Genomic DNA, 24,288 nt, shown 5'->3' on the forward strand with positions numbered 1-24,288 from the left:
CCCACTGAGTTATATACATTGACAGCCGCATACGTCGAAGTCGTCGGGCTTAAGGTTAACCCCGTAATACCCAGACCCAGGTTCTGTCCCGCTGTGGCGTTAAAAAACAATCGCGCTGTTCCACCAGTCTGATTTATGCTTCCAGCTACTGCAACCCCATCTGTCACCATAACCTTGTCATGCGACACTGCAACAGACAGCGTTACGGTAGATGTTCCTGGTTTGAAATAAACCGCATAGGTTCCTGTTCTAGGCAGCAGCGGCAGGTGAATCGAAGTGGCGGTGGCGGTGATGGTGCCAGATGCTAACAGGCTGTTATCGGGCTTATACACTTCATAGGCGACTGAACCGCCAGTTGGGCTCACCACAAAGTTGGATACATCTATGGTGAGGTAATCATTTTGAGTGCCGTCAAACAATGCCACACCGACCTTATTTGCTGTGGTGATTGCCAACGATTGTGCCGCGCCATCCACGGTAAGCTGGGCGTTGGCGATAACGTCTGTGCTCAATATGGTAGATGGCGGGATGATGATGCTGGCCGCACTCGTCGCACTACCGTAAGGTGTCGTTACCTTGATTTTGCCGGAACCGACACCCGTCGGTATCACTGTATTCAGCGTGGTGGCGGTAGCTGCTGTGATTTTGACTGCCAAACCGTTAATGGAAACTTTGTCATTGACGAGATTAGTCTGGAAGCCAGCCCCTGTAATTGCTAGGGTCGCCCCAGCATTAGCTATGGTCGGGGTAAAGCTGCTGATAGTAGGGGCACTGGTAGAACTACCCGCTATACTCACAATGAAGTTGCTGCTACTGGTTGCTGACCCTGCAGAATTGCTGACACTGATAGTGCCACTGGTTGCCCCTGTCGGTACGGTAACAACCAGTGTGCTGGCTGTAGCGCTGGTGACTGTCGCCTGGGTGCCGTTGAATTTAACGGTGTTCTGACTGGCTGTGGTGCTAAAGCCTGTACCAGTAATAGTAACGGTGTCACCTACCAGGCCGCTGTCTGGAGTGAACTCCAGTATGGTGACCGCACCTGCGCTCTTGCGGCTGACGGCGAGGATGTTGCCCACTGCATCATAGGTGTAGCTGGCTGAGTTACCAATGGCGTCATACATACCTGTCAGCTTACCCACTTCATCATAAACGTAGTTAATAGGCGCAACCATGCTGGTGGAGGCATTGACGGTGACACTGACAGTTGCTGAGGTGGTCACTGCGCCTTTGTTGTCGGTGGCTTTGGCGGTGAAGTTATAGCTACCTGCAGGCAGGCTGCTAAGACTATAGGTGTATGGGGATACACCTATCGATCCCAACAAGGTGCCGTTCTGGTAGAAATCCACTTTCTGTATCGTGCCGTCGCTGTCCGTCGCAGTAGCACTCAAGGTGAAATTGGCAGGTGCGGTGTAGATTGCACCGTTGCTTGGCGCCGTGAGGCTGACTGCGGGTGGGTTGTTGACAGTGATACTGATGGCAGCAGAGGTGGTGACAGCGCCGAGGTTGTCGGTGGCTTTGGCGGTCAGGGTATAAGTACCTGAGGCGACATTGTTCCAGGTTGCTGTATAAGGCGATGTGGTAGCGGTGCCGATTAATGTTGCGCCGTTATAGTAGTCAACCTTGACGACTGAGCCATCGCTGTCAGCGGCATTGGCGGTGAGGCTGATGCTGGCTGGCGGGGTGTAGGTGCTGTTATTGGCCGGGGTGACGATAGCCACAGTAGGCGCCTGATTGGCTTTAACGGTAATCAGTATCGCCGCGCTGGTAGTGACGCCGCCGCGGTTGTCGGTGGCTTTGGCGGTAAGGCTGTAACTACCTACTGCAACGTTACTCCAAGTGGCAGAGTAAGGTGCTGTGGTGGCGGTGCCAATCAATGTAGCGCCGTTGTAGTAATCGACTTTGGCTATGCTGCCGTCGCTGTCAGTAGCAGTAGCCGTGAGATTGACGCTAGCGGGGGCAATATAGCTGGCATTGTTGGCTGGTGAAGTCAGGGTAACGGTAGGTAAGGCGTTGACGATCAGGGTAACAGGGGCTGAGGTGGTAACAGCACCGAGGTTGTCGGTGGCTTTGGCAGTCAGGGTGTATGTGCCCGCTGGCGCATTACTCCAGACAGCGGCATAAGGGGTCGCGGTGGCAGTCCCTATCAATGTGGTGCCATTATAATATTCAACCTTGGCGACGGTGCCGTCGCTATCTGCCGCACTGGCAGTGAGGTTGACTGTCGCAGGGGCGTTCACCACGCTGTTGGTGACGGGGGCAGTGATAGAGACTGTGGGCGCCTGATTGGCGTTGACGGTGATGTTGGTGATTGTTGAGGTTGTTGTGGCACCAAGGTTGTCGGTGGCTTTAGCGGTAATGCTATAAGTGCCGACTGCAACGTTATTCCAGGTGGCTGCGTAAGGTGCTGTGGTGGCGGTGCCTATCAGTGTTGTTCCATTGTAATATTCGACCTTGGCAATAGTAGTACCATCACTGTCGGCCGCATTAGCCGTGAGGCTAACACTGGCGGGCGCAATATAAGTAGCGTTATTGGTCGGGCTGGTAATAGATACGGTTGGAGGGGTATTGGCCACTACAGTGACAGTAATGGCGGTTGAAGTAGTGGTAGCACCTGCGTTATCGGTGGCTTTGGCGGTGATACTGTAAGTACCCACTGCGACATTGCTCCAAGTCGCTGCATAAGGCGCGGTGGTCGCACCTGTTGCGATCAGGGTTCTGCCATTGTAGTAGGCAACACTGGCAATGGTGCCGTCGCTATCTGCGGCGTTGGCAGTGAGGTTAATTGTGGCGGGTGCGGCATAACTGCTGTTATTAAGCGGGCTTGCTATGGATACGGTAGGCGGCTGATTAGTGCCTCCCCCACTTCCTCTTGCACAGGCATTGTCCATACCCTGCGTAAACATGACACCAATGATCAATACCAGCGGCACAAGTGCAACGAGACCGCGCATGATGCGGCTAGCAATATTTATCACAACCCTCTCCCTGTTCAGCGCTTTATGTCGTGTGAGTGTCGACGCTTTTATTTCGTGTGATGACCCGCTTCTTGAGCAGAGCCAATTTTTTGCCATTTTGCAGGACAAAAGACTACACGTCAAACAGAATATGTCGTGTAAATATTAAGAATTTATTACCGCACAGGGGATGCCTGAATTATCTGACACGCGTATCAGGGCGCTTGTTTTTTAAGCACATACGGGCTGGTGAGTGCTTGCAAGAACGTTACCAGGTCGGTGCGTTCCTGGGGGGTGAGAATGAGGGGGCGATTAAGTTCTATACCTCGATAATAGACTTCGATGTCAACAGCTTCTTCCAGCGTGGCAATACTGCCGTCGTGCATGTACGGTGCAGTGAGCGCTACGTTGCGCAGGCTGGGGGTACGGAATTTGGCGATGTCTCGTGGGTTGAGGGTAACAGCAAAGCGTCCTAGCTCGGAGATTTCTGCGTCGGAGATGATTTGATGATCCAGTGGCTGGCTGCGATTATTGGCCAGGTGGGTGGTGATCTCGGCCAGCCGGGGTTCGATCTTGCGGTAGCCTATGCCCAGGCTGTGAAATTGGTTGTCGGTAAAGGTGGCAACGGGCGCTTCCATCAAGTGGCAACTGACACAACGCGCCCTGCCCTGAAAGAGTTCCATTCCACGGCGCGCGGATTCAGAGATCACATGCGTATCATGAGTGCGTACGTAGTCATCATAGGGGGCATCGACGGCTATCAGACTGCGCTCAAACGCGGCTAGGGCCTGGGTGATGTGTGCCAAAGTGATAACGGAAGAAGATGCACCAAATACTTGCTTGAATGCGCTTTGGTAGCCAGTATCTGCCTGCACTGCTTTGACTATCGCTTCATGATCTTTAAGCCCCTGCTCACGCGGGTTGATAAATGGGTCCTGAGCCTGCTCTTCGAGGGTAGCGCGGCGTCCGTCCCAGAACAGGCTGGTGGCGTGGTTGACGTTTAACAGTGTGGGGGTATTACGGGTTCCCAGTTGCCCGCTAATACCTTTGGCGACACGGAGCCCGTCAGCAAAGGCTTTCTCAGGTATATGGCAGGTAGCACAACTGGTGGCGCCATCAGCGCTGAGGTGTTTGTCGTTAAACAGGCGTTCGCCCAGTTTGATTTTACTGATTGAGGTAACCATATCAGCTGAATAACCACTGCTAATCACAGAGCAGGCAAGGATCACCGCGCTGACCAAGGTATAAATCTGCTGTTTGTTCATAAGCTTTAATTCAGGAATAAAGTTGGATTTTTACACAACAATAGAAAACAGGTTGCAGCAACACCTTGACTGACAAGCAGAATCAAACTAGGCGGATCATAGATCACAGCAAAAATTAAGCCCAACCAAACATTTCGTGGTCGTAACAATCAAGATACTCACTTAGAACCTCGCATTTCAGCGTTCACCCAATTGGACAACGACTGTCATTTTATATCGTTTTTCTGAGAGTATTTCTATCGTCAAAGCAATTGCTTTGCTCTCGAAAAAAGTTGATATTTTGAGAGTAAAACTATCCGTTCAATGACGGACTCGCTAGGATGGGTAAGGCATGTTATGTGCAGCAGCGTCAATATAACCACTAACCGGTTGTGCCAATGCGCCTTTAAACGTATCAGCCTCAACTGCAGACCGCCCTACTACTGTCGCTAAAGCTGACTTCATATCTGATATCCTCCGCACTGCTTTAGTCTTGTTGTCTTTAAGTGCAGTAGTCGCCATTCTCAAAATATCCCCATTGACTTGAACTGCCGATTTACCTTTGATGGTAATGCGCTGGCGAGTCAATGTTGGCCCATACTGCCTTAGGTTATCCCGCACAGTGACCCAGTCATTCGGCATACCCGAGGCTCGCGTCAACTTCATTTTTTCAACAACAGACTTTGCTTCTGACTTTCGCGCCAGGATAGCGCTGACTCGTTGTTTAATATCAGGCGGTATTGATTTGACCATTTTTGACATCTCATTTGATTTTATGTCGTAATGCTCAGTCGCTTCAGTTAATTTAGCCTCTGCCTGTTTCTCATGTTTGCGTTTAAACATGCCAAGTATTCTGTGCTGCCCCGCTTCTGCCAGACGCGATTTTGCCGATTGTAGCTGTGTAAAAGCGAAGTCTCTGGCTTCAAATGCGCGTTTCAAATCTGGCATTTCGATATAGTAGATATCGTTTGTAGCTTCAGGCATAGCCGCAATTTCCCTTTCAAGCTCGGTGATTTCCTCGTTCAGCAACTGGTATGATGCGGCGCCATCCTTGATATTTTGATCTACTATTTTCTTTAGCTGAGATATGGATACGGTATCCAATGCATCCGCACCGGACTCAAATATCGCTCTGCCAAGACCGGCTATTTCCAATTCCTCTTCGATACGAGCATCGGCCATGGCCGCCAACTTTTTGTCATGCACATCAAATCCACGTTTACGTGCTTCTATTGCAGCCATTTTCTTAAACTCGACTGTGCCAGATAAATGCAATTTTTGCCAGCCCTTGCTTGCTGCCAGATCCATGATCAAATCAATACTTTTCTGGTTCGGTCTGTGACTTGTTGTTATGACAGACCCCTTGTCTATCACGCTTGCCCCAAAACTGTATATCGCTATATTGCCACCCGCTGTTTCTATGATATTTGCATTTTTAAGCATTTTTGCAAGATCGTCACCATACCTTGCAGCAATCGATTTTATGCGCATGTCATTATCATTAAGCACTTGTTCACTCGCGGATACCGAGTTTGCGTATTCTGATCCGCCCTGGGGCGTTTCTGTGAGTTTTGTACTGATTTTAGCTAGCTGCTTAGCGCGATCTTGTTGGTTACTGGCCAGCAGGGGTAATGAGCCGAAATCAATAATTTTATCAATGTCGTATTTTTTGATGGTGCGATTTTGCGCTATCACTAATATGGAGCGTGTAATTGACCTTAGCAGTGGATATTCTCCGCCGTCAGCAGCAACAACGATAGGTACTTTATAGCCTCTGAATAAATTCAGCCCCTGGACATTTAGTTTGTCGATGAATTCCAACTGACTTGATGAGGATAAAAAGGCTAGGGCTATCAAGTCTCGCGTTTCACTCAGGTCTGTACCAGTACGCTTAGCCAACTCATTTTCCCAAGATTTTATGTCGGCAATAGGCCGCTTACCTACAAGCAGTCCAGCTTGACTCATTGAGTCTGCGACACTCGTCTTGCCTTCATCTCGCAGCTGCGCCTCTACCGCACAATTGAACCGACCTTTGATATGCATCATGCCGAATGTTGACTCAAGCACACGCGCCAGTTTTTCTTGTCGTGCAAAATTATTCTTTTGGTCGATCGCTCTGCCTGTTAATAGATGAACTGCAGCGTAGACGCGATGACAATGTTTGATTTTGCTGCCATCCACCCGAGCTTTGACATGTTTTACATCCAGGAAGGGCTGCCCTTCAAGTCCGAATTCTGTTTCATATTCATGCCAGATTGTTTGCCATTCGACTAGACTTAAGTCGCGCTCCGGGCTGACCGACACATGCAGCAAAGTACGTTTGCATTTATCTCCCCGACTGCTCGCCGATAGGGACTGCGCTTTCATTTCTTCGCAAGCGAGTACAAAATCGCGAGCATCAGCGTCGGATTCTATTATTTCATTATCATCAGTCTTACCTAAGTGGCGACCTATGTTTTCTGCGCCATTGTGCAATGCCACTTTAAAAATAATGCCAGTCGCCATGTTTTCCCCCGTGCTTTTATCGGTGATGACACATACTCAATCAAGGTCGTAGCTGAAAGTTGATACTGGTGACCACGAATTTAACTTCTGATAGTGTTTCGTCGATCTCGGATTGGGTAACATCCGCATACTGATTTAGCCTTTTGGCAATCTGGTTGAGATTGGCACCGACTCTGGATAAATCAGATCGCATTTGTGCAAGAGTCGTTTCCGCACGCTCCGTCAGGATGGGCATATCAACAAATGCGCGACGTAATACGGCGGAATAGGACATGCCTGTCGATTCACTCATTTCGACAAGTTGATCAGCTAAGGCCAGCGGCAAGCTGACTGTGAACTCGCGGCTTTTGATTGATTTATGCGAGCGGTTTTTCCACGCGTCATTATCTTTGTACATAGCTTAACTCTGGTTAGAAGTTGGATGTTGGTGCTTTTGGCACGCTAAGGTTTCCCAGGCAAATTCACTTCCAGAAGAAGTGCATTGCCTGGAGGCTAGGGAGAAGCTATCCCTACTTTTTGATTAAACCCAATGCGTATGGCGGATCGCACCGAGTTTCATGTGTGATCGCTGATTCGAGCTGATTCAACCGACTGGCCGCAATTTGATCCGCTACCCACCCATTAATTTCAGACCCAATCCAAGCGCAAGCGCGAGGTCCGAGCTTGACTGATCGTGGGAACAGACCGCCAGCCATTTTTTTATACAGGGTTGATTTCGCCAAGCCGGTTATTTCCAGCACAGCAGGTAGCCGTATCATGATTTCGTGAGGTTTTACTGTTTGATACAAATTACATCCCCTTATTGTAAAGAGGAACGAATGCAATTGACTTACCGCACATTTACGTTACAATAAACCAGTTCGACCTTTTATCTGATCGAACCACAAGAAAATATCTGCCGACGTTTTTTTGTTGCATCTGTTCCAAATCTGCTCTAAAAATCCACCGCTGGCTGCATCAACAGTTTGCGGTGGTACACACACCCCCCTTACAAAACTCAGTAAGTGAAAACAGGGTAATCTGCCCATAAAAATCTAGCAAGCGATTTTATTTCTTTCTTAAAAAAACATTACAAATCAATTGATAGGGAAATTTAAATGAGAACAAACATCAAGTAAATGCGTCTTTTTACCTGTTTTTTTGTATATTGAAATGCAGTGTATCTGGCTAAAAACAACAATGCGACAAGCAAATGCTATGTGTATATTAAGCCCTACACTCGCCCCAACCCCAACTCAAAACCAGCCGCCCATCACCATTTAAAATCGACCACTTATTACAATTACAGCACCACTTACTTATAGTTGAATTGCACTCCAAATTGAATCTGATCACTTTAATTTACATAGCTTCAGGGGAGTTATTAGGTATTTAAACAGTCTAATTTACAGCCAATATTTATTCTAAAATCATTGATTTTATTTTTTAGATTTACTCAACCTAACATCACATACACCCCATTCAGACATAGACAAATCACGATACCTTTTTAAACTCTAATATATCCGTGCCCTGCTTTAAAGCATAGAGATAATCACTCCATACCTGCATCATCACCTTACGTTCTAACAAATATTTAGCATGGTTGTATGTTGCCCTAATTTTGTCTTTGTCCTTGTGTGACAGTTGAGCCTCTACCAAATCACCCTTAAACCCCATCTCATTTAGTAATGTAGATGCCATGTGTCTAAAACCGTGCCCTGTGATTTCTTCTTGCGTGTTGTAACCAAGCGTACGCAATGCGTTATTGATTGCTCCGTCGGACATGGGCTTAGTTTCATCATTCGCCCCACAAAAGACGTACCGCAACTCGCCTGTAAGCGGCTGCATACCCTTGATGATTTCCACCGCCTGTGTGCTCAATAAAACCACATGTTCACGCTTACCTTTTCGCATTTTTTCTTTTGGAATTGTCCACCGTGCCGCGTCTAAATCTAGTTCGCTCCATTCCATCTGCCTTAGCTCTCCTGGGCGTGAAAACAACAGGGGCAATAATATGAGCGCACTTCTTACAACGTGCGTACCTCTATGGGTGTCAATGCGTCGCAATAATTCTCCGATGTCTTTAGGTTCGGTAATATGCGCAAAATTTTTGCCTTGAACAGGCTTCAATGCACCCTGCAAATCGACACAAGGGTTGCGATCGATCTTGCCAGTAACAACCGCAAATCTAAATATTCGATTACATAAAGCTAAAACACAATGCGCGGTACTGATCACGCCACGTTCCTCAATACGCTTCATGACGCCATGCATATCAGGCGTGCTTATTTCATCAATCGCGCGCTTACCTATCCACGGAATTACATCATTTTTTAACCAGCCCTCCAATTTTTTATGATGCTTGTCTGTGTGGACGGCTTTCTGACTGTCGAGATACTCAACAGCGACATGATGAAATAATCTATCTTCTGCAATTTGCAGGACTGCATGTGCTTGCACAACTGCGGCTTTTTTAGCTTTCTTGGTGACGTATAGGCTAGGATCTTCACCGCCTGACAATAAGGTTTTAGCTTCATTGCGTTTGATACGAGCTTCCGCTAGTGTCAATGAAGGATATGTACCAAGGGCAATCGTCTTTTGTTTGCCGCCAAACCTGTACCCAAATTTCCATTCTTTACCACCACCTAAATCTGGCAATGGTTTATCTTCGGAACTCTTTGGATTCTTACGTACTGGATAGATTAGCAATTGCAAACCGCCGCCATCTGACAATTTCTGGTACTTGTCTGTGGGTTTGGTATTTTTAACCTTGAGGTCAGTCAATTTCATATTCCATAAGCCTTTCGTTTAATTTGCTGTTTGATTTTTTAAAAATTTTCACAAAATATAGCATCAAACAACAAATCAACCAACAATCATCATGGGATTACATGGAACGACTTGGGACTACCTAAGACGCAAAAAAGCCCGAAAACCTTACATATATTGGGTTTAACGGGCTTTTCAGGACTTCTTGGGACTGCTTGAAACTAGTCTATGGTGCCCGGTGTCAGAATCGAACTGACGACTAAGCGTTACGAGTGCCTTGTTTTACCACTAGAACTAACCGGGCTGACAGCCTGCCATTATAGCCTACGACTTGATTGCCATCAACACTGCATACACCAGCGGGGCATTTCATGGCTACTTAAACCATCTGTGATCAGCCAGTTACACAAGCTTGATAAAAAATTTGTGCTTTCATATAAAATCTGCAACGATGTCAAAATAACAATAATCAATATAATCGCATTCAACCACAATCCACAGGAGCAAACCGTTCGCGACCATGCTTGCTGTAACATCCTTACTACATCCATAGCCAGCATCAGTCTCGAGCAGAACAGATTGTTAATTTAAATTTACAATTTAATCTAAACCAGAACACAGTATTGCCGCTATCCTTGCAACACACCTGAAATGTATTGCCGTAGAAACACTGGTAACAGCTAATGCAAGTGAATAGCAAAACCTTAACAACCATTTTTAATGAGGACAACAACATGCTAGCCAATGTCAAAATAAAAACGCTGCTTATAACTGCAATTGGCATGTTCTCGATGATGCTCGTCATTATCGGCACCTTCGGTTTACGCAATCAGGCCACGACTAACGAATCATTGCGCACTGTTTATTCAGATCGCACAGTAGCTTTGGGTGCGCTGGACCAGGTAATACGGGCGTCAGCCAACAACCGCCTGGCTATTGCCACCGCCATCATTAATCCCACTCCCGAAAACATCCAGAAACAACTCAGCGTGATCGAAAATAACCGCGAACGCATAGATAAAAACTGGGATGCCTACATGGCCACTTATGCTGATGCTGACGAACAGAAACTGGCAGCAAAGTTTATTGAAGACCGCAAAAAATATAGAGAAGAGGGATTAAATCCAGCTACAGAAGCACTAAAAAGCAACAACATTGAGGAAGCAAAACGCATTGCAAATACAACACTAGCCGCTCTATTTACACCACAAAGAGACGACATTAACGACCTGATCAAACTGCAGCTCGATGTTGCAGAACACCTCTATGCTGACTCACAAAAAAATTACACCTTCAGCAAGTATCTCTCCATCATCGCCATTGCGCTGGGTGTAGCAATGGCTGCCTTCTTTGGTTACTTCCTGATCCGCGCCATTTCCGGCCCGCTGGAAACCGCTATCCGTATAGCCAGCAAGGTTGCCGACGGTGATTTAACTCAAAGAATCGAAATCAACTCTACCAATGAGTTCGGTCAGCTCTTGCAGGCATTGAAGAACATGAATGCCAGCCTGGTAGATATCGTTGGCGAAGTGCGTGTCGGCACCGAGTCTATTGCCTCGGCCTCCGGCCAGATTGCTGCCGGCAACCTTGATCTGTCGAACCGTACTGAATCCCAGGCTGGCTCGCTGGAAGAAACCGCTTCGGCGATGGAAGAGCTGACCAGCACCGTAAAACAGAACGCCGACAACGCTCGTCAGGCCAACCAGCTTGCCGCCACGGCTTCGGAAGTCGCGTCCAAAGGCGGTGCTGTGGTATCCGACGTGGTCAGCACCATGGGTGAAATCAACGAATCTGCCCGCAAGATCGCTGACATCATCGGCGTGATTGACGGCATTGCGTTCCAGACCAACATTCTGGCGCTCAACGCCGCAGTCGAAGCGGCGCGCGCCGGTGAGCAAGGCCGCGGTTTCGCTGTGGTCGCTACCGAAGTGCGTAGCCTGGCACAACGCAGTGCCGCTGCGGCGAAGGAAATCAAGCTTCTGATTGACGACTCGGTCGAAAAGGTCGAGCAAGGTAACAAACAGGCCGCACAGGCAGGCACCACCATGGATGAAGTGGTCTCCAGTGTGCAGCGTGTTACCGATATCATGAGCGAGATCAGCGCTGCCAGCCGTGAGCAGAGCCAGGGCATCGAAGAAGTCAATCAGGCCATCACCCAGATGGACGAAACCACCCAGCAGAATGCCGCGCTGGTGGAAGAAGCCGCTGCCGCAGCCAAATCATTGCAGGATCAGGCTAATCATCTGGAAGAGCTGGTCAATAAGTTTCAATTAGAAGGCACGCAGCGCCGTCCGCAACAGTCCCGCGCCCCTATGAAAACCATATCTGCCAGCCGGCCAGTTGCGAAAGCGGTGAGCAAGCCCAAGCCTGCGGCCAGCAAGAAGATCACTGCAAAAGCTGCCAGCGACGAGGAATGGGAAGAGTTCTGATTCAGCAAACCATTTAGCGCAATGTCGTACATTTGCACAGCGTGTTAACACTTGGGTAACACGCCAGCTCTAAACTGGTTTGCAAACTGTAATTGAAACCTATAATTAAACGAGGCAGACAACATGAAATCGGTACAACAGGAAATCGACGAACGCACCAACCTAACGGGCTCCAACAAATTTGAGTTGTTACTGTTTACACTGGGCGAGAGCGCCAACAGCGATCGCTCCGAGCTGTTCGGCATCAATGTATTCAAAATCCGCGAAATCGTGGCTATGCCCCAGATCACCACCGTTGCCGGAGCGCCTGCGCACATGCTGGGCGTGGTCAATCTGCGCGGCCAGGTTATCTCGGTGATCGACTTGCCTGCCATCGTCGGCTGCGTACCCAAAACCGGTTTGAACATCATGCTGGTGACCGAGTTTGCACGCAGCACACAAGCGTTCGCTGTCGAATCAGTGGAAGACATCGTTCGTCTGGATTGGGGTCAGGTACTCTCGGCTGAGTCCAGCGCTGCGGGTGGCATGGTCACCAGCATCGCACGACTGGACGGCAATTCTGACCAGTCACGTCTGGTACAAGTGCTTGATGTGGAAACTATTTTGCGCAACCTGATGCCGTCCGAAGGGCCGGATGTAAATCCCGATACCATAGGTGAAAAAATTAAATTGCGCCCCGGCACCACATTGCTGGCCGCAGATGACTCAGTCGTGGCGCGCGCTTTGATAGAACAAGGCCTGGATGCGATGGGCATTCCTTACATCATGACCAAAACCGGCAAAGAAGCATGGGATCAATTGCAATCCATCGCAGCGGCAGCCGAAGCGGAAGGCAAAACCATACATGATAAGATTTCGCTAGTGCTGACCGATCTGGAAATGCCGGAGATGGATGGCTTTACCCTGACCCGTAATATCAAGCAGGATCCGCGCTTCAAAACCATACCCGTCATTATTCACTCATCACTCACCGGCACGGCTAACGAGGACCACGTCAAAAATGTCGGGGCGGATGCATATGTAGCGAAATTTGTGGCTGAAGAATTAGCCGCTACAATCCGCAGAGTACTCTCGAACTAAACGCAAACGGCTGTAACTGGGCATCACACCCCGCCAAGACCTGTGCTTGGCGGGGAATTACGCAACAAAAAACACCATTTTATTAAACGAAGTAAGTCACGACCGCTTAACTCAACTCCGCTATCCGAAGTTATCCCTCATGCGCCTCAAGTATGTACGCTGCGCCTGTATCCTGCCCCAGCACCTTGGTCAGATAAGGCATGACTGTTTTCAGGGTAGACATCAGTGTCCACGGCGGGTTCAGCACAAACATACCGCTGCCATGCATACCGAAACCGTCAGCAGATGGCGTATTCACAGTCAGGCTGACATTCAACCAGCTTTTTGCCGGCAGCCGCTTGAGACTCTCGGCGAAATGTTGCGATTCGTGGCGTTGCAGTAACGGATACCACACCGCATACGTGCCGGTTTCGAAGCGTTTGAGCGCATCTTTCAGCGTGGCCGGGACGCGCTGGTAATCCTGCTTTTCTTCATAAGGCGGGTCAATCAGCACCAGCGCGCGCCGCGGTGCTGGCGGCAGCAATGCCTTAAGCCCGGCAAAACCATCCGTCGCCTCAATGCGCACACGCCGCCCGGCACTGGCAAAATTCTCATGCAGCACTTTGCTATCGGTTGGGTGCAGTTCAAACAAACGTAGCTGATCCTGCTGGCGCAGCACCTGCATTGCCACCCACGGCGAGCCGGGGTAAATCTTGAGTTCACCATCCGGGTTCAACCCGCGCACCAGCGCCACATATTCCGCTAGCGCCGCAGGTAAATCATCACGCTGCATCAGGCGCGCGATACCGCTCATGTATTCAGCATTTTTAACGGCATAACCCTGATCCAGCGCATACAGACCAGCGCCAGCATGGGTATCTATCATCCAGTAAGGCTTATCCTTCTGGTTGAGATACTGCAACAAATGCAGCTCGACAAAATGTTTCAAGACGTCGGCATGATTACCGGCGTGGAAGGCATGGCGATAGCTCAGCATAGTGAAGTTTGCATCATAAAATTAAGAGTTGTGTAGTGCATCAGAATTGCTCACCCGCCAGCAAATAGCGCCACTTGCCCGGTTGCAAGCCAGCCATGGGCACGCGACCGATACGGATGCGTTTGATGGCCAGTACAGTCAGTCCGACTTTCTCGCACATGCCTTTGATTTGCCCCGCCTGCACACCTTTAAGCGCAAAGCGCAAACGGGTTTCGTTCTGCCAGCTCACCTTGATCGGCGGCAACGGCTTGCCATTCCAGGTCAGGCCGTGGTTGAGCAATGCCAGGCCATTAGGCACTATCTCGCCCGCCACTTCGACCACATATTCCTGCTCGACCTTATCGGCATCTTCAAATAGCTTGCGCGCCACCCGCCAGTCCTGGCTGAATACCAGCAAGCCACTCGTGCTGATAACCAGCGGCATGAGCATGCGCAAATCGCGCAAATGCCGCTGCAGAAATTGCAGGTCCGACTTATCATCGGCGGCACGGTTTTCCAGCGTAATGAATTGCAGCAAAGGATTAATACCGTTCTCGTCAGCACTCGCATCCACACCAACCGGTTTATGCAGCAGGATAGTCACCGGGTCCACGGTGGCAACGCTGGCGTCAGGCGACAATTCGACCTGCTGCTCCGGCAGCACACGGTAACCCACTACCTCGACCACCTGGCCGTCGACTTTGACCCAGCCGCCCTCGATATATTGTTCGGCTTCGCGGCGTGAACAAGGCACCATTTCAGCAAGACGTTTGGCAAGGCGTACGGATTCAGTCATGGCAGCACAATAGAGACAAGGGCGTTTATTGTAACCGCATGAGACTGCACCCACATAACGAATTTGCCATTCCCTGCCAAACCCGCAATAATCCCACTCAAACGAAAACCATTCACTCAACCCGTCACCCTGTTCACTCCATGCACACTTTTCTCTGGCACGACTACGAAACCTTTGGCATCAATACCCGCAGCGACCGGCCGGCACAATTTGCCGCAATACGCACCGATGCCGAACTGAACGAAATCGGCGAGCCCATCATGCTGTACTGCCAGCCAACGCCCGATTACCTGCCTGACCCGCAGTCCTGCCTGATTACCGGCATCACGCCACAAGTGTGCCAGGAACGCGGCATTCCCGAGTACCAGTTCGCCAGCCAGATCGAACAAGCATTCAGCCAGCCCGAGACCATCGGCGTCGGTTACAACACCATCCGCTTCGATGATGAAGTCACCCGGTTTTTATTGTGGCGCAACCTGATCGACCCGTATGCCCGCGAATGGCAGAATAGTTGCGGCCGCTGGGACTTGCTCGATGTGGTGCGTGCCGCGTATGCGTTGCGCCCGGAAGGCATCAACTGGCCAACCAATGACGAAGGCCGCGTCAGCTTTCGTCTTGAACTCCTCACCAAGGCCAACAACATCGCGCATGAAGCCGCGCATGATGCGTTATCCGACGTACGCGCAACCATTGCGCTGGCACGACTGATCCGCCAGCACCAGCCACGCCTGTTCGACTTCTGCCTGAAGCTGCACAAGAAAGATGCCGTCGCCGAGCAAATCAGCCTGCATGCGCCGCGCCCGTTCCTGCACATCTCCGGCATGATCCCGGTCGAACGCGGCTGCGTCATGCTCGCCTGGCCGCTGGCGCAACACCCCACCAACAAAAACGAAGTCATCGTCTGGGATCTGGCGTTTGACCCCGCCGAATTATTCACGCTGGATGCCGACACTATCCGCACGCGCATGTTCAGCAAGAGCAGTGACCTGGCCGAAGGTGTGAGCCGCCTGCCGATCAAAACCATCCACCTCAACAAATCCCCGATCGTCATCAACCAGTTAAAAACACTGAGTGACGACATGGCCGCCCGCTGGGGTGTCGACATGGCACAAGCACAACAGTATGCACAAACGCTGGAGCACGCGCCGAACATGAGCGCCGTATGGGCAGCCGTGTTCCAGCGCCCGGCCAACGGCCCGCTGGATGTGGATGAGGATTTGTACAACGGCTTCGTCGGCAATAATGACCGCCGCACGCTGACCCGGCTGCGCGGCTTGCCAGCCGATGCACTGATGCAGGCGCACCCGAGCTTCGACGACCCACGACTGGAAGAACTGCTGTTCCGCTACCGCGCCCGCAACTACCCTGAACTACTGACCCCGGCAGACAGTCAGCGCTGGCACAGCCATTGCGCCGCGCGCTTGTTCAATGGCGCCGGCAATGCGCGTACACTGGAGCAATTGTTCAACAGCATAGATGCGCTGGCAGAAACCGCTGACGAAAAAGGCGAAGAAATATTAGCGGCACTGTACGATTACGCCGAAAGCATCGCCCCGGAACATCAGGACTGACCACAGCACACAACAAAACAACATGACGACTACACGCAATTATCGGGCTTTTATGGGCATGGGCGGTGTGCCGGAACAAGACCGGCCGATAGCCTACCTGTGGGAACGCCGCCTGCACTGGCTGATGGTGGCGGTGGCGCTGCTGACCCTGCCCGCGTTCTATCTGGAGATCAGTCAGCAAAGCGGGTTTTTCCGGCATATCGGGCAAATGCTCGACCTCATCATTCTGGTCGCATTCATTGCCGAATTCATCTGGATGCACCACGTGGTCGAGCAGAAATCGCTCTATGTGCTGCACAACTGGCTGAACCTGCTGATCATCTTCGGCGCTGCCATTAGCCTGACCGGTATCGAGGGAGAATGGCTGCCGCTGGCACGGCTGTTCCGGCTGGCGTATGTATCGCTGATGATCGCACGCCTGCTCGGCTCGGTACGCAATCTGTTCACCCCCGGCGCCACCCCTTATCTGCTCGGCTGGGCCGCGATTATCATGCTATTGTCCGGCGGCGGCTTTTACTGGCTGGAACCCACCGTCCACTCCTATTCCCAAGGGCTGTGGCTGGCATTTACCACCGGCGCTACCGTCGGCTATGGCGACCTGGTACCGACCACCGATGCTTCGCGTTTATTTGCGGCTGCCATCGTCGTATTAGGCTTTGCCATGCTGTCCGTAGTCACCGCGAGTATCGCTGCATTTTTTATTGGCGAAGATGAGAAGAAAATGCGCATAGAGCTGCATCACGACATACGCGAATTACGCGAAGAAGTGCAAAAGCTGCGCGCAGAACTGCACGCACACCGCGAACTTGAAAACAGACGCCATCACGCTGAGAAATAGCCTGGTCAGTGCGCTCACGCAAAGCAGCGAACCCAAGGCAAAAACATCCAAGCCAGCCCACAAATTTGCACAGCAAGACCTGATTCCCTTGTGCGTTTATAATGATCTCTTTTATCTGCAATTCAGGGAGTAACTTTGTTTAAACTTATTGGCGCCTTATTAGGGTATTACTTTCTTGGGTTCTTCGGGGCCATATTAGGTTATTTCCTGGGCAGCATTGCAGACCGCTACCGGGCATACGGTATCGGCGGCGTAAACCCGCTCAGCAGCGGTCAACGTCAGGCAGTATTCCTCGAAACCGTGTTTATCTTAATGGGAAAAGTGGCGAAAGCCGACGGCGTAATCACCCAGGCCGAAATTTCGCATGTCGAACAGTTCATGCTCAAACTCGGCATGTCAGCCGAGCATAGACAAATCGCCATCGCTGATTTTAAACGGGGAGCCGCCCCGGAGTTTGATCTTAACTCTACCCTCCGTCAGTTCATGCACGTCTGCGGCCAGACACACAGCTTAAAGCAGATGCTGCTGATCTACCTGATCGTGATGGCCCTGTCGGATGGCAGCATCGATACGGCTGAAGAACAGCTGCTGGTGACTATCGCGCTGCAACTTGGTTACGACCACGCCACCTTCAAGCAATTGCTGGACATGATCCTCAACCAGATGCACTTTGCTGGCGGCCAGGCCAGCTCAGCCAGTACACTGGATGACGCCTATAAAGCACTCGGCGTCAGCAAGGACAGCACCGACCAGGAAATAAAACGCGCTTATCGCAAGCTGATGAGCCAATACCACCCGGACAAACTCATGGGTCAAGGCGTGCCGGCAGACATGATCGCCGTAGCGACCGAACAAGCTCAGGAAGTCCAGGTTGCCTATGATCTGATCATGAAGAGCCGTAAACCTTAATCAACGACAATTTCACGCAAAACTGCGGGATTTGCCGATTTAAACAATACGAATGATGAACCACACATTACCGAAAGCACTGCTGCTCGTTCTCACCTTACTCGCAATCCAGCCCTGCCATGCAAACGGCACCGATGGGTTTCTCGCCTACAGCAAAGCGGATTACACCACCGCATTACACGAATGGCATGATGCAGCCGGACAAGGCGACGCCCTAGCCCAATTCGGCCTGGGACTCATGTACAAACACGGACGAGGTGTAGCTCAGGATGATAAACAGGCAGCAGACTGGTATCGCAAGGCCGCCGAACAAGGCCTGCCGGCAGCGCAAAACAACCTGGGTCGATGCTACGCCAGCGGACAAGGCGTAGCGCAGGATTATCAGCAAGCAGCCGCCTGGTATCGCAAAGCCGCTGATCAAGGTATTGCACAAGCCAGATACAGCCTGGGCATGCTCTACATCAGCGGGCAAGGCGTTACCCGTGACTACCAGCAGGCCGTCAACTGGTTGCAACAGGCCAGCACACAAAGCTATGCACCAGCCCAGACAGCTCTCAGCGAGCTGTATTACAACGGCAAGGGTGTCACCCAGAATAAGCCGCTGGCCTTAGCCTTACTGGGCACAGCAGCCGAGCTGGGCTACCTGCCCGCACAGAACAAGCTGGGTGCCATGTATGAAAACGGCACAGGCACTGCCGTGAATTACATAGAAGCGCGCAAATGGTTTGGTATCGCCAGTGTCATGGGTGACACCAGTGTAACCGCCGACAAAGAGCGCCTCGAAAAACGGATGACCCCCAAACAGATTGCCGAAGCCAAGAGTCTGGCACGGGCGTGGCTGGTGCAGCATCAGTAAAGCAGCCACCACAGCCGTCGCTAAAGCACATTATTTTGGGCGACTGTAACAGGCAAAGAAATGCTCAACCGGCGGCACCTGCTCGTCATCGTAAACCACGAAACACTCCTCACGCAGACCGGCGCGGATGAAGCCATCGATCTCCGGTCGATCCAGCGGCAGCGGAAAGGCATCTTCCTTTTCACCGCTGTTACGGCTACGGCACGAGATCAGCGCGTCACCGCCGGGCGCCACCATAGCAGCAATCGCGTTCAGCGCACGCACCCGGTAATCACCAGGCAAAACTTGTATGGTGTTGCACTCGAATACCAGATCAAACCCCTGCGTCCATTCATCAGGACAGTCGAACAGATCCGCCACCACATAATTGACGCAGCTATCCGGATAGCGCTGACGGCACAGCGCAATAGCCGCAGGAGAAATATCGAAAGCCGTGACCGCATAGCCGCAAGCAGCCAGCGCCTCGGCGTCATCACCCACGCCGCATCCCACGGTGATCGCTCGCCGCTGGGCGCCCGTAACAGGATGCTCTTGCAGCCAGGCCAGCAGATAAGGATTAGGCACCAGATCCGCCCAGAACACCGCACTCACGTCTCCACCCGCATCGCGGTACACCTGATCACACCAGCCGCTGGGGTCGCCACGCTCCTGATGCGCCCTGACCATACTGAGAAATTTGCTTCTGGCTGCTTCATCCATCACTGTTTGATCCCCCTGATTGCCAATTGTCATGCCGATCCCGCCGCTCCTGACGATAATTAGTCACTTCCAGACGAATGCCATCGGGGTCAGCAAAGTAAGTCGCCCAATAATCGGGCGCGTACTCCGGGTAGCACTGCGCTGCCGTAGCCTCGATACCGAGTGTACGCAACTGATCGGCAACCGCCACCACATCCACCACCGACGCCACACGCAGACACAAATGATGCAACCCCGGCATATATGCGTCGTGCCCGCCGGCAAGGCGCGCCGGACGCAGCACGTAACCAAAATGACGGTTGAAATACTGAATGTGCGGATCGCCACCCAGAGTGAATGTGTTTTTGCGAAAGCCCAACGTATCCAGCAACACCAGATCGTAAAAAGCCTCTGATCGCTGCAGATCAGAGGCTGTGATGTAGATATGGTCGATGCCGATAACGTCAGTCATGGTGTGAGAACAGGGATGAAAACATTACGTTAATCTAACATAGCGGGGCTTACAAGGAAGTGGCATCTGCCAATGTTGTTTTGCAAGACCCTTAATGACCCCCTCATCTGTGCCACCACGTAGTGGCTAGCCATACGGGGAAACCGACAACAGTTGCCGCTGACTGACTTCACCCTTTCATAAGACCAATTGGCCGATTTCTGTGAGTCAGTAGCCAATTTGAGAGCTCTGCGACACACTCGCCACCAAGTTCCTGAATGAGAGTTCGCCGCGTTTTCTCGTCGTCGAATCGCCAGATTTGCTGGCACCAGGTAAACGGTACAGCCATGGATCGGTAACGTGAGGCATCTTCTTCCCACCCACGGGTATGGGCGTAATGACTGATCGCACCGACTATCAGCAGAAGCATCCCTGACCCAAGGGTTGTGACACCCCCCCACTCGGCCTTGAATGCCCCAAGCCATGCCAGGATCACACCTGCCGCGAAGCAGGCGTTTGTGAACCAACGCGAATAACGCGCAGCAACCTCACTGGCCCTGCTTCTCCTCTCGTAATATCCCTGCTGATCGTCTATCCAGCTTGTCTTTACCAGTCCGAGATCTGGGGTAACTGAGGCATCTGGAATCCAGAGCGCATTGACAGCGCTTCTTACCCAGCGCAAGTTACCCCAATGCTGATTAAGAAAACGTTCCGTCGGCGTTGCTGTCACGCCAGCCAGTCGCCAAAAACACGCAACACGGAGAACTTCGGCCAAGGCGCGGTATTCCAGGTAACGTTCGAGATTCCTAGCACGAGTCGAAAGGTAGATAACGAGAAACGCCAAACTCAATAACAGACTCGCGGCAATCCGCCCGGATGTGGTCGCCCAAAGCTGCTGGATCATGTATCCGATGATCGCAAGGCCAACAGAGGCATTCAGAGCTGATTGAAATTTCCGCTGAAGGGTATTCGCTAGGCTGTCAGCCAAACCGAATGCATGATTCAGATTGGCCTTAGCAGGGAGCTGTTCGGGTAATTGTTTCAATGAATCACGCACGGATTCTCTGTCGACTTTGCTGGCCTCCTCATTAAATTCATCCAGCGGTGAGAGCAATTGCCCGAGGCTAGCCGTTCTAGCATCGGTATCTACCGGCCAGATCCACTGAGGTTTTTGTCTGCTTACACCTGAAGTTCGTGGGCAATGAAGATGTAGCACAGGGCCAAGGTAATCAGCAATACTGGAAAGTGTATGCCCTGACTCTCCAACATGGTATCGGAGTCTCACGGTATGTGCTGTTCCACCTGGAGCGGAGACTTCTTGTTCGCCATCCCACAACGCGATGATGATTTGGCAATGGCGGGCAATCCATCGGCTGGCACCCTCATAACCACTGAATTCCGACTCCGTGGCAACAAACGAACATTGCGCCTGACCCAACAAATCCTTGAATTCTTCGACTCTATCGGGGAAGTCCTTCTCGAACACCTCTGCCTCAAAGGGAAGTGGAATAATAAGTTCCATTCCCTTGCCAAGCCCTACCCGTGCGCCTAGGCGATCTGCCCCATCCGCCAGCGAGGAGACCAAAACGACAGGCGTATTTGGCATCTGTGAGCGTATATTATCCAAAGCTTGCGATAACTCCGCCTCCAAATCGCCCCGATATTCATCGGGTAATTCTCGATGTCCAATAATTCCGATCAGCATGGGAATACTCATTAATTCTCCTTTACGACAGAGTAAGCCTGTCGATGTGAAAGCACCAAACGCTCGGGAGATTCCTCCATCACTCGCAGCAGATGTGTCTTGGCTTTGGTCTTACCATCTCCAATAAGCCACTCATGCAAATCATTCTGTAGTTCAATTTCGCGAGCCGATTCATTTTTGACCTGATCAAACTGGCGATCAAAGACTCTGACAACATCACCCGCACGCGCACCGAAAATGGAGGGAAATGGCAGCAGTCTACCTCCCTTGCGCAGGCTGACGCCCTCGAAGCGTTCCAAAGCATCACGAGCCCGCGCCTTGGCATCTTCACAAGCGGTTTCGATGGTAACCAACTCATCACGGAGTGAAGCAAGCTTTTGTTCGTGCTGAGTCGCGCCATTAAGATATTGGCCTAACTCTTGCTCAACCTGATCCAATGACCGTCCCAATGCCTCTAGATTACTTCGATAAGCGTTACGGCTAGCGTTGCCAATGTTTGCGAAGTAAGCAGCTGCACCAATCAGAAGTGCGCCATATCCCCAGCGTCCAAAATAAAGCAATAGGAAGCCTGCCACAGCACCAACCACGCTTGCCAGCAGCATTCCCATTCCCGGGATGGACATACCCTGCCGTTGAAATGAATTCCGTGACTGTGTGGTTTCTTCTTTGCGTGCGCGAATTTCTGTCAACCGTTCCCTGGCAGCCTCCACGTTTCTCTCCGTGTTTTCGATCGCTTCGCGTAATTGCTGCAATCGGCTGGGCCCGGTGATTTGAACACTCGCTGCGATATGTTCAAAAAGGTAAGGGTTATCGGAAGAAACCCACGTTCCATTATTCCCAGTACGCGCTGTCATGCACACGGCAGCGCGCCCCCGGAGCGACCACGGCATAACCTTTGTCGATCCTTCGTAATGGTAGGAAAAAACCGCCTCTTCGGGCTGAATGACCTCACCTAGCTGCTTAAACCATTCGACGATTCTTGCTCGGCCCGGTCGGTTGAATCGCAACAGCTCCTGTGTGGCAGGCGGAAGCTTTGGCGCTTGGGCGCGAATTTCCTGCATCTTCTGATCGGCTTCATCCACGAGGGCACAGAGATACTCGTATTGCCGTCGGGAGGACTGACGTCCAGCCTCAATCAATTGCGGAATGGTTTTACCCTCAAGGGTGACGTTTACAGGAGATTTTCCTGCCAGCTTGGCGATTTCACCTTCGATTCGCGCCAAGTCAGCAACGTCGCGAGCAATCTTTGCCTTTAGCTCCTGTACCAGCGTATCAATCCCCTTGCGCATGGGGCGAAAGACGGGATCGCCAAAAACCTCGCGCAGGCTCCTAGGGTAAAGCACGAATGCCTGCCGGATCGCTTCCAGAGCGGCCTTGTTCTCGCGGCGCAGCGCGCATTGGCGTGCCAGTTCGATATGCGCTCGAGCAAAACGCGGGGCGACTTGAACAGCCTGCTTAGCAAAACCGAGCGCCTCATCAGAATGACCAGCGAGTCGCGCCGCCCGGGCCGCGGTCACATAGGCCGCAGACGCGCGATACGGCAGTGCGTCCCGCTCGGCGATGCGCCCCGCACGCTCTGCCATTTCCATTGCCTCGGGCGCCTTCTCCTTACGGCCAAGCGCCACGTAGAGCTGGGCCAACCAGTAGTTGCTGATCAATTCAAGCGGTTTGAATTCCAGTGCCCGCCTCAAATGACGGATTGCCACGCCGTATTCTCCGATATCCAGGGCGCGTTGGGCCTCTTCGCGCTGCTCCAGCGCGGCCACGGCCGCCGGTTGGGTGACTGCCGCCAATGTATTCGCAAAGCGCGCCCGGTCATCGACCAGTGATGGCCCTCGCGCATTACGCTCTTCCAGCGCGCTGACCTCAGCATCGTCGAGCAATGATTCATCTTCGATGGCGTCGAAAAGCTCGTCGGGAACATCTCCCCGAGCATCCACCGAAAGTGCCCCAAAGCGCATCTCGTACAGCGCAGCCAAGAGCTTATCAAAGATGGATTTGGCGATAATCTCCATGGAAGTTTCTGAATCAAAGAAACCTACCGTATGGTTTTCTTCCACCTGCTTTTGCCAGCCCGCAAGGTGCTCGTCCTCCGAATAATGGATGCGCCCCCCGCGATAATGCTCACCTATCCCGAATACCAGCACGCGCGTGCCAGCCCCTTCCTTAATTGCCTCTTCATATTCGAGGTGGGTGAAAGACTTGTCGGTTTTCGGAGCCAAACTACCGTATGAATCGCCCAGTAAGAGAATCATAAACTCAGCCCGGCGCACATAACCCAAGCATTCGGCAAGTGGTGGGCGATGGCTGACATTGCCATCATTCAGATCAACGGGCGCGAGTTGCACCACGGGGTAATTGGTTATGAGTTCCTTGAGTTGACTACGCAACTCAAGGAATTCATTAAATCTGGACGCCAAAAAAACGGCCGTCTTGAGCAAAGACATCTTGTTACTCTCCCCCTGTTCAACTTTCAATGAATGCCAAGGTCTTGCAATCACACTAAGTTTTATCGAACTGCAAGACCCAACTCCGCAACAAATTGTTGGAATGTACCCCACTATGA

At 51.5% G+C, this 24,288-nt stretch carries 18 protein-coding genes and 1 tRNA gene; 6 read left to right on the top strand and 13 right to left on the bottom strand.

What is annotated here, in order from left to right; genetic code table 11:
• The 7 genes from EJE49_RS04795 to EJE49_RS04825 form a co-directional block, all read right to left on the bottom strand.
• Nucleotides 1–2,975, bottom strand: a 2,975-nt coding sequence (locus EJE49_RS04795; RefSeq protein WP_189941712.1) for a beta strand repeat-containing protein, incomplete at its 3' end; no start/stop codon positions are given.
• A 194-nt stretch (nucleotides 2,976–3,169) separates the two neighbouring features.
• The gene (locus tag EJE49_RS04800) at nucleotides 3,170–4,219 is read right to left on the bottom strand and encodes a cytochrome-c peroxidase (protein WP_124949284.1); all 1,050 of its coding nucleotides are present in this window, start codon (nucleotides 4,217–4,219) and stop codon (nucleotides 3,170–3,172) included.
• Nucleotides 4,220–4,534: 315 nt separating this feature from the next.
• Entirely contained in the window at nucleotides 4,535–6,703 is a 2,169-nt protein-coding gene (locus EJE49_RS04805; RefSeq protein WP_124949285.1) for an LPD7 domain-containing protein, read from the bottom strand.
• A gap of 40 nt (nucleotides 6,704–6,743) precedes the next feature.
• Complete coding sequence (gene mobC / locus EJE49_RS04810; protein ID WP_124949286.1) at nucleotides 6,744–7,100, bottom strand: plasmid mobilization relaxosome protein MobC; 357 nt, start codon at nucleotides 7,098–7,100, stop codon at nucleotides 6,744–6,746.
• A gap of 112 nt (nucleotides 7,101–7,212) precedes the next feature.
• On the bottom strand, nucleotides 7,213–7,461 hold the full coding sequence (locus EJE49_RS14405; protein ID WP_124949287.1) for a helix-turn-helix transcriptional regulator: 249 nt from the start codon (nucleotides 7,459–7,461) through the stop codon (nucleotides 7,213–7,215).
• A gap of 718 nt (nucleotides 7,462–8,179) precedes the next feature.
• On the bottom strand, nucleotides 8,180–9,475 hold the full coding sequence (locus EJE49_RS04820) for a tyrosine-type recombinase/integrase (protein ID WP_124949288.1): 1,296 nt from the start codon (nucleotides 9,473–9,475) through the stop codon (nucleotides 8,180–8,182).
• Between the two features lie 208 nt (nucleotides 9,476–9,683).
• Nucleotides 9,684–9,758, bottom strand: a tRNA-Thr gene (locus tag EJE49_RS04825).
• Nucleotides 9,759–10,188: 430 nt separating this feature from the next.
• On the opposite strand from EJE49_RS04825, the gene EJE49_RS14365 reads away from it, so the two are divergent.
• Nucleotides 10,189–11,883, top strand: a complete 1,695-nt coding sequence (locus EJE49_RS14365; RefSeq protein WP_124949289.1) for a methyl-accepting chemotaxis protein — start codon at nucleotides 10,189–10,191, stop codon at nucleotides 11,881–11,883.
• Between the two features lie 123 nt (nucleotides 11,884–12,006).
• The gene (locus EJE49_RS04835) at nucleotides 12,007–12,963 is read left to right on the top strand and encodes a chemotaxis protein (RefSeq protein ID WP_124949290.1); all 957 of its coding nucleotides are present in this window, start codon (nucleotides 12,007–12,009) and stop codon (nucleotides 12,961–12,963) included.
• A gap of 130 nt (nucleotides 12,964–13,093) precedes the next feature.
• Here EJE49_RS04835 and EJE49_RS04840 read toward each other — a convergent pair whose 3' ends face one another.
• Nucleotides 13,094–13,939, bottom strand: a complete 846-nt coding sequence (locus tag EJE49_RS04840; RefSeq protein WP_124949291.1) for a 23S rRNA (adenine(2030)-N(6))-methyltransferase RlmJ — start codon at nucleotides 13,937–13,939, stop codon at nucleotides 13,094–13,096.
• Nucleotides 13,940–13,979: 40 nt separating this feature from the next.
• Complete coding sequence (locus tag EJE49_RS04845; protein ID WP_124949292.1) at nucleotides 13,980–14,714, bottom strand: rRNA pseudouridine synthase; 735 nt, start codon at nucleotides 14,712–14,714, stop codon at nucleotides 13,980–13,982.
• A 140-nt stretch (nucleotides 14,715–14,854) separates the two neighbouring features.
• Between EJE49_RS04845 and sbcB the strand changes: the two genes are divergently transcribed.
• The 4 genes from sbcB (at nucleotide 14,855) to EJE49_RS04865 (ending at nucleotide 18,888) form a co-directional block, all read left to right on the top strand.
• Complete coding sequence (sbcB, locus tag EJE49_RS04850) at nucleotides 14,855–16,285, top strand: exodeoxyribonuclease I (RefSeq protein ID WP_124949293.1); 1,431 nt, start codon at nucleotides 14,855–14,857, stop codon at nucleotides 16,283–16,285.
• 22 nt (nucleotides 16,286–16,307) lie between these two features.
• Nucleotides 16,308–17,123 carry a potassium channel family protein gene (locus EJE49_RS04855; protein ID WP_124949294.1) on the top strand — a complete coding sequence of 272 codons (816 nt, stop codon included), beginning with the start codon at nucleotides 16,308–16,310 and terminating at the stop codon, nucleotides 17,121–17,123.
• A 135-nt stretch (nucleotides 17,124–17,258) separates the two neighbouring features.
• Nucleotides 17,259–18,032 (top strand): co-chaperone DjlA, encoded by a 774-nt coding sequence (djlA, locus tag EJE49_RS04860; RefSeq protein ID WP_124949295.1) that lies wholly within the window; start codon nucleotides 17,259–17,261, stop codon nucleotides 18,030–18,032.
• A 52-nt stretch (nucleotides 18,033–18,084) separates the two neighbouring features.
• Nucleotides 18,085–18,888 (top strand): tetratricopeptide repeat protein, encoded by an 804-nt coding sequence (locus EJE49_RS04865; RefSeq protein ID WP_124949296.1) that lies wholly within the window; start codon nucleotides 18,085–18,087, stop codon nucleotides 18,886–18,888.
• A 30-nt stretch (nucleotides 18,889–18,918) separates the two neighbouring features.
• On the opposite strand, the gene EJE49_RS04870 is transcribed toward EJE49_RS04865, so the two are convergent.
• From EJE49_RS04870 to EJE49_RS04885, 4 genes are all read right to left on the bottom strand, one after another.
• Nucleotides 18,919–19,620: a class I SAM-dependent methyltransferase gene (locus EJE49_RS04870; protein WP_223246758.1), complete on the bottom strand. Its 702-nt coding sequence runs from the start codon at nucleotides 19,618–19,620 to the stop codon at nucleotides 18,919–18,921.
• Entirely contained in the window at nucleotides 19,580–20,038 is a 459-nt protein-coding gene (locus EJE49_RS04875; protein WP_124949297.1) for a VOC family protein, read from the bottom strand. Before EJE49_RS04875 ends, EJE49_RS04870 begins: the two co-directional genes overlap by 41 nt.
• Nucleotides 20,039–20,207: 169 nt before the next feature.
• The gene (locus EJE49_RS04880; protein WP_124949298.1) at nucleotides 20,208–21,734 is read right to left on the bottom strand and encodes a hypothetical protein; all 1,527 of its coding nucleotides are present in this window, start codon (nucleotides 21,732–21,734) and stop codon (nucleotides 20,208–20,210) included.
• Complete coding sequence (locus EJE49_RS04885) at nucleotides 21,734–24,169, bottom strand: DUF4062 domain-containing protein (protein ID WP_145962014.1); 2,436 nt, start codon at nucleotides 24,167–24,169, stop codon at nucleotides 21,734–21,736. Before EJE49_RS04885 ends, EJE49_RS04880 begins: the two co-directional genes overlap by 1 nt.
• Between the last annotated feature and the right edge of the window lie 119 nt (nucleotides 24,170–24,288).

Origin of the sequence: Sulfuriferula thiophila, assembly GCF_003864975.1 — a bacterium.
GTDB lineage: Bacteria > Pseudomonadota > Gammaproteobacteria > Burkholderiales > Sulfuriferulaceae > Sulfuriferula > Sulfuriferula thiophila.

Coding starts and splice junctions, on each gene's coding strand:
- EJE49_RS04805 (WP_124949285.1), bottom strand. CDS start 6,703: ATGGCGACTGGCATTATTTTTAAAGTGGCATTGCACAATGGCGCAGAA.
- EJE49_RS04845 (WP_124949292.1), bottom strand. CDS start 14,714: ATGACTGAATCCGTACGCCTTGCCAAACGTCTTGCTGAAATGGTGCCT.
- EJE49_RS04885 (WP_145962014.1), bottom strand. CDS start 24,169: ATGTCTTTGCTCAAGACGGCCGTTTTTTTGGCGTCCAGATTTAATGAA.
- EJE49_RS14365 (WP_124949289.1), top strand. CDS start 10,189: ATGCTAGCCAATGTCAAAATAAAAACGCTGCTTATAACTGCAATTGGC.
- EJE49_RS04835 (WP_124949290.1), top strand. CDS start 12,007: ATGAAATCGGTACAACAGGAAATCGACGAACGCACCAACCTAACGGGC.
- mobC (WP_124949286.1), bottom strand. CDS start 7,100: ATGTACAAAGATAATGACGCGTGGAAAAACCGCTCGCATAAATCAATC.
- EJE49_RS04865 (WP_124949296.1), top strand. CDS start 18,085: ATGATGAACCACACATTACCGAAAGCACTGCTGCTCGTTCTCACCTTA.
- EJE49_RS04880 (WP_124949298.1), bottom strand. CDS start 21,734: ATGAGTATTCCCATGCTGATCGGAATTATTGGACATCGAGAATTACCC.
- EJE49_RS14405 (WP_124949287.1), bottom strand. CDS start 7,461: ATGATACGGCTACCTGCTGTGCTGGAAATAACCGGCTTGGCGAAATCA.
- EJE49_RS04855 (WP_124949294.1), top strand. CDS start 16,308: ATGACGACTACACGCAATTATCGGGCTTTTATGGGCATGGGCGGTGTG.
- EJE49_RS04820 (WP_124949288.1), bottom strand. CDS start 9,475: ATGAAATTGACTGACCTCAAGGTTAAAAATACCAAACCCACAGACAAG.
- EJE49_RS04840 (WP_124949291.1), bottom strand. CDS start 13,939: ATGCTGAGCTATCGCCATGCCTTCCACGCCGGTAATCATGCCGACGTC.
- EJE49_RS04870 (WP_223246758.1), bottom strand. CDS start 19,620: ATGACAATTGGCAATCAGGGGGATCAAACAGTGATGGATGAAGCAGCC.
- EJE49_RS04800 (WP_124949284.1), bottom strand. CDS start 4,219: ATGAACAAACAGCAGATTTATACCTTGGTCAGCGCGGTGATCCTTGCC.
- sbcB (WP_124949293.1), top strand. CDS start 14,855: ATGCACACTTTTCTCTGGCACGACTACGAAACCTTTGGCATCAATACC.
- EJE49_RS04875 (WP_124949297.1), bottom strand. CDS start 20,038: ATGACTGACGTTATCGGCATCGACCATATCTACATCACAGCCTCTGAT.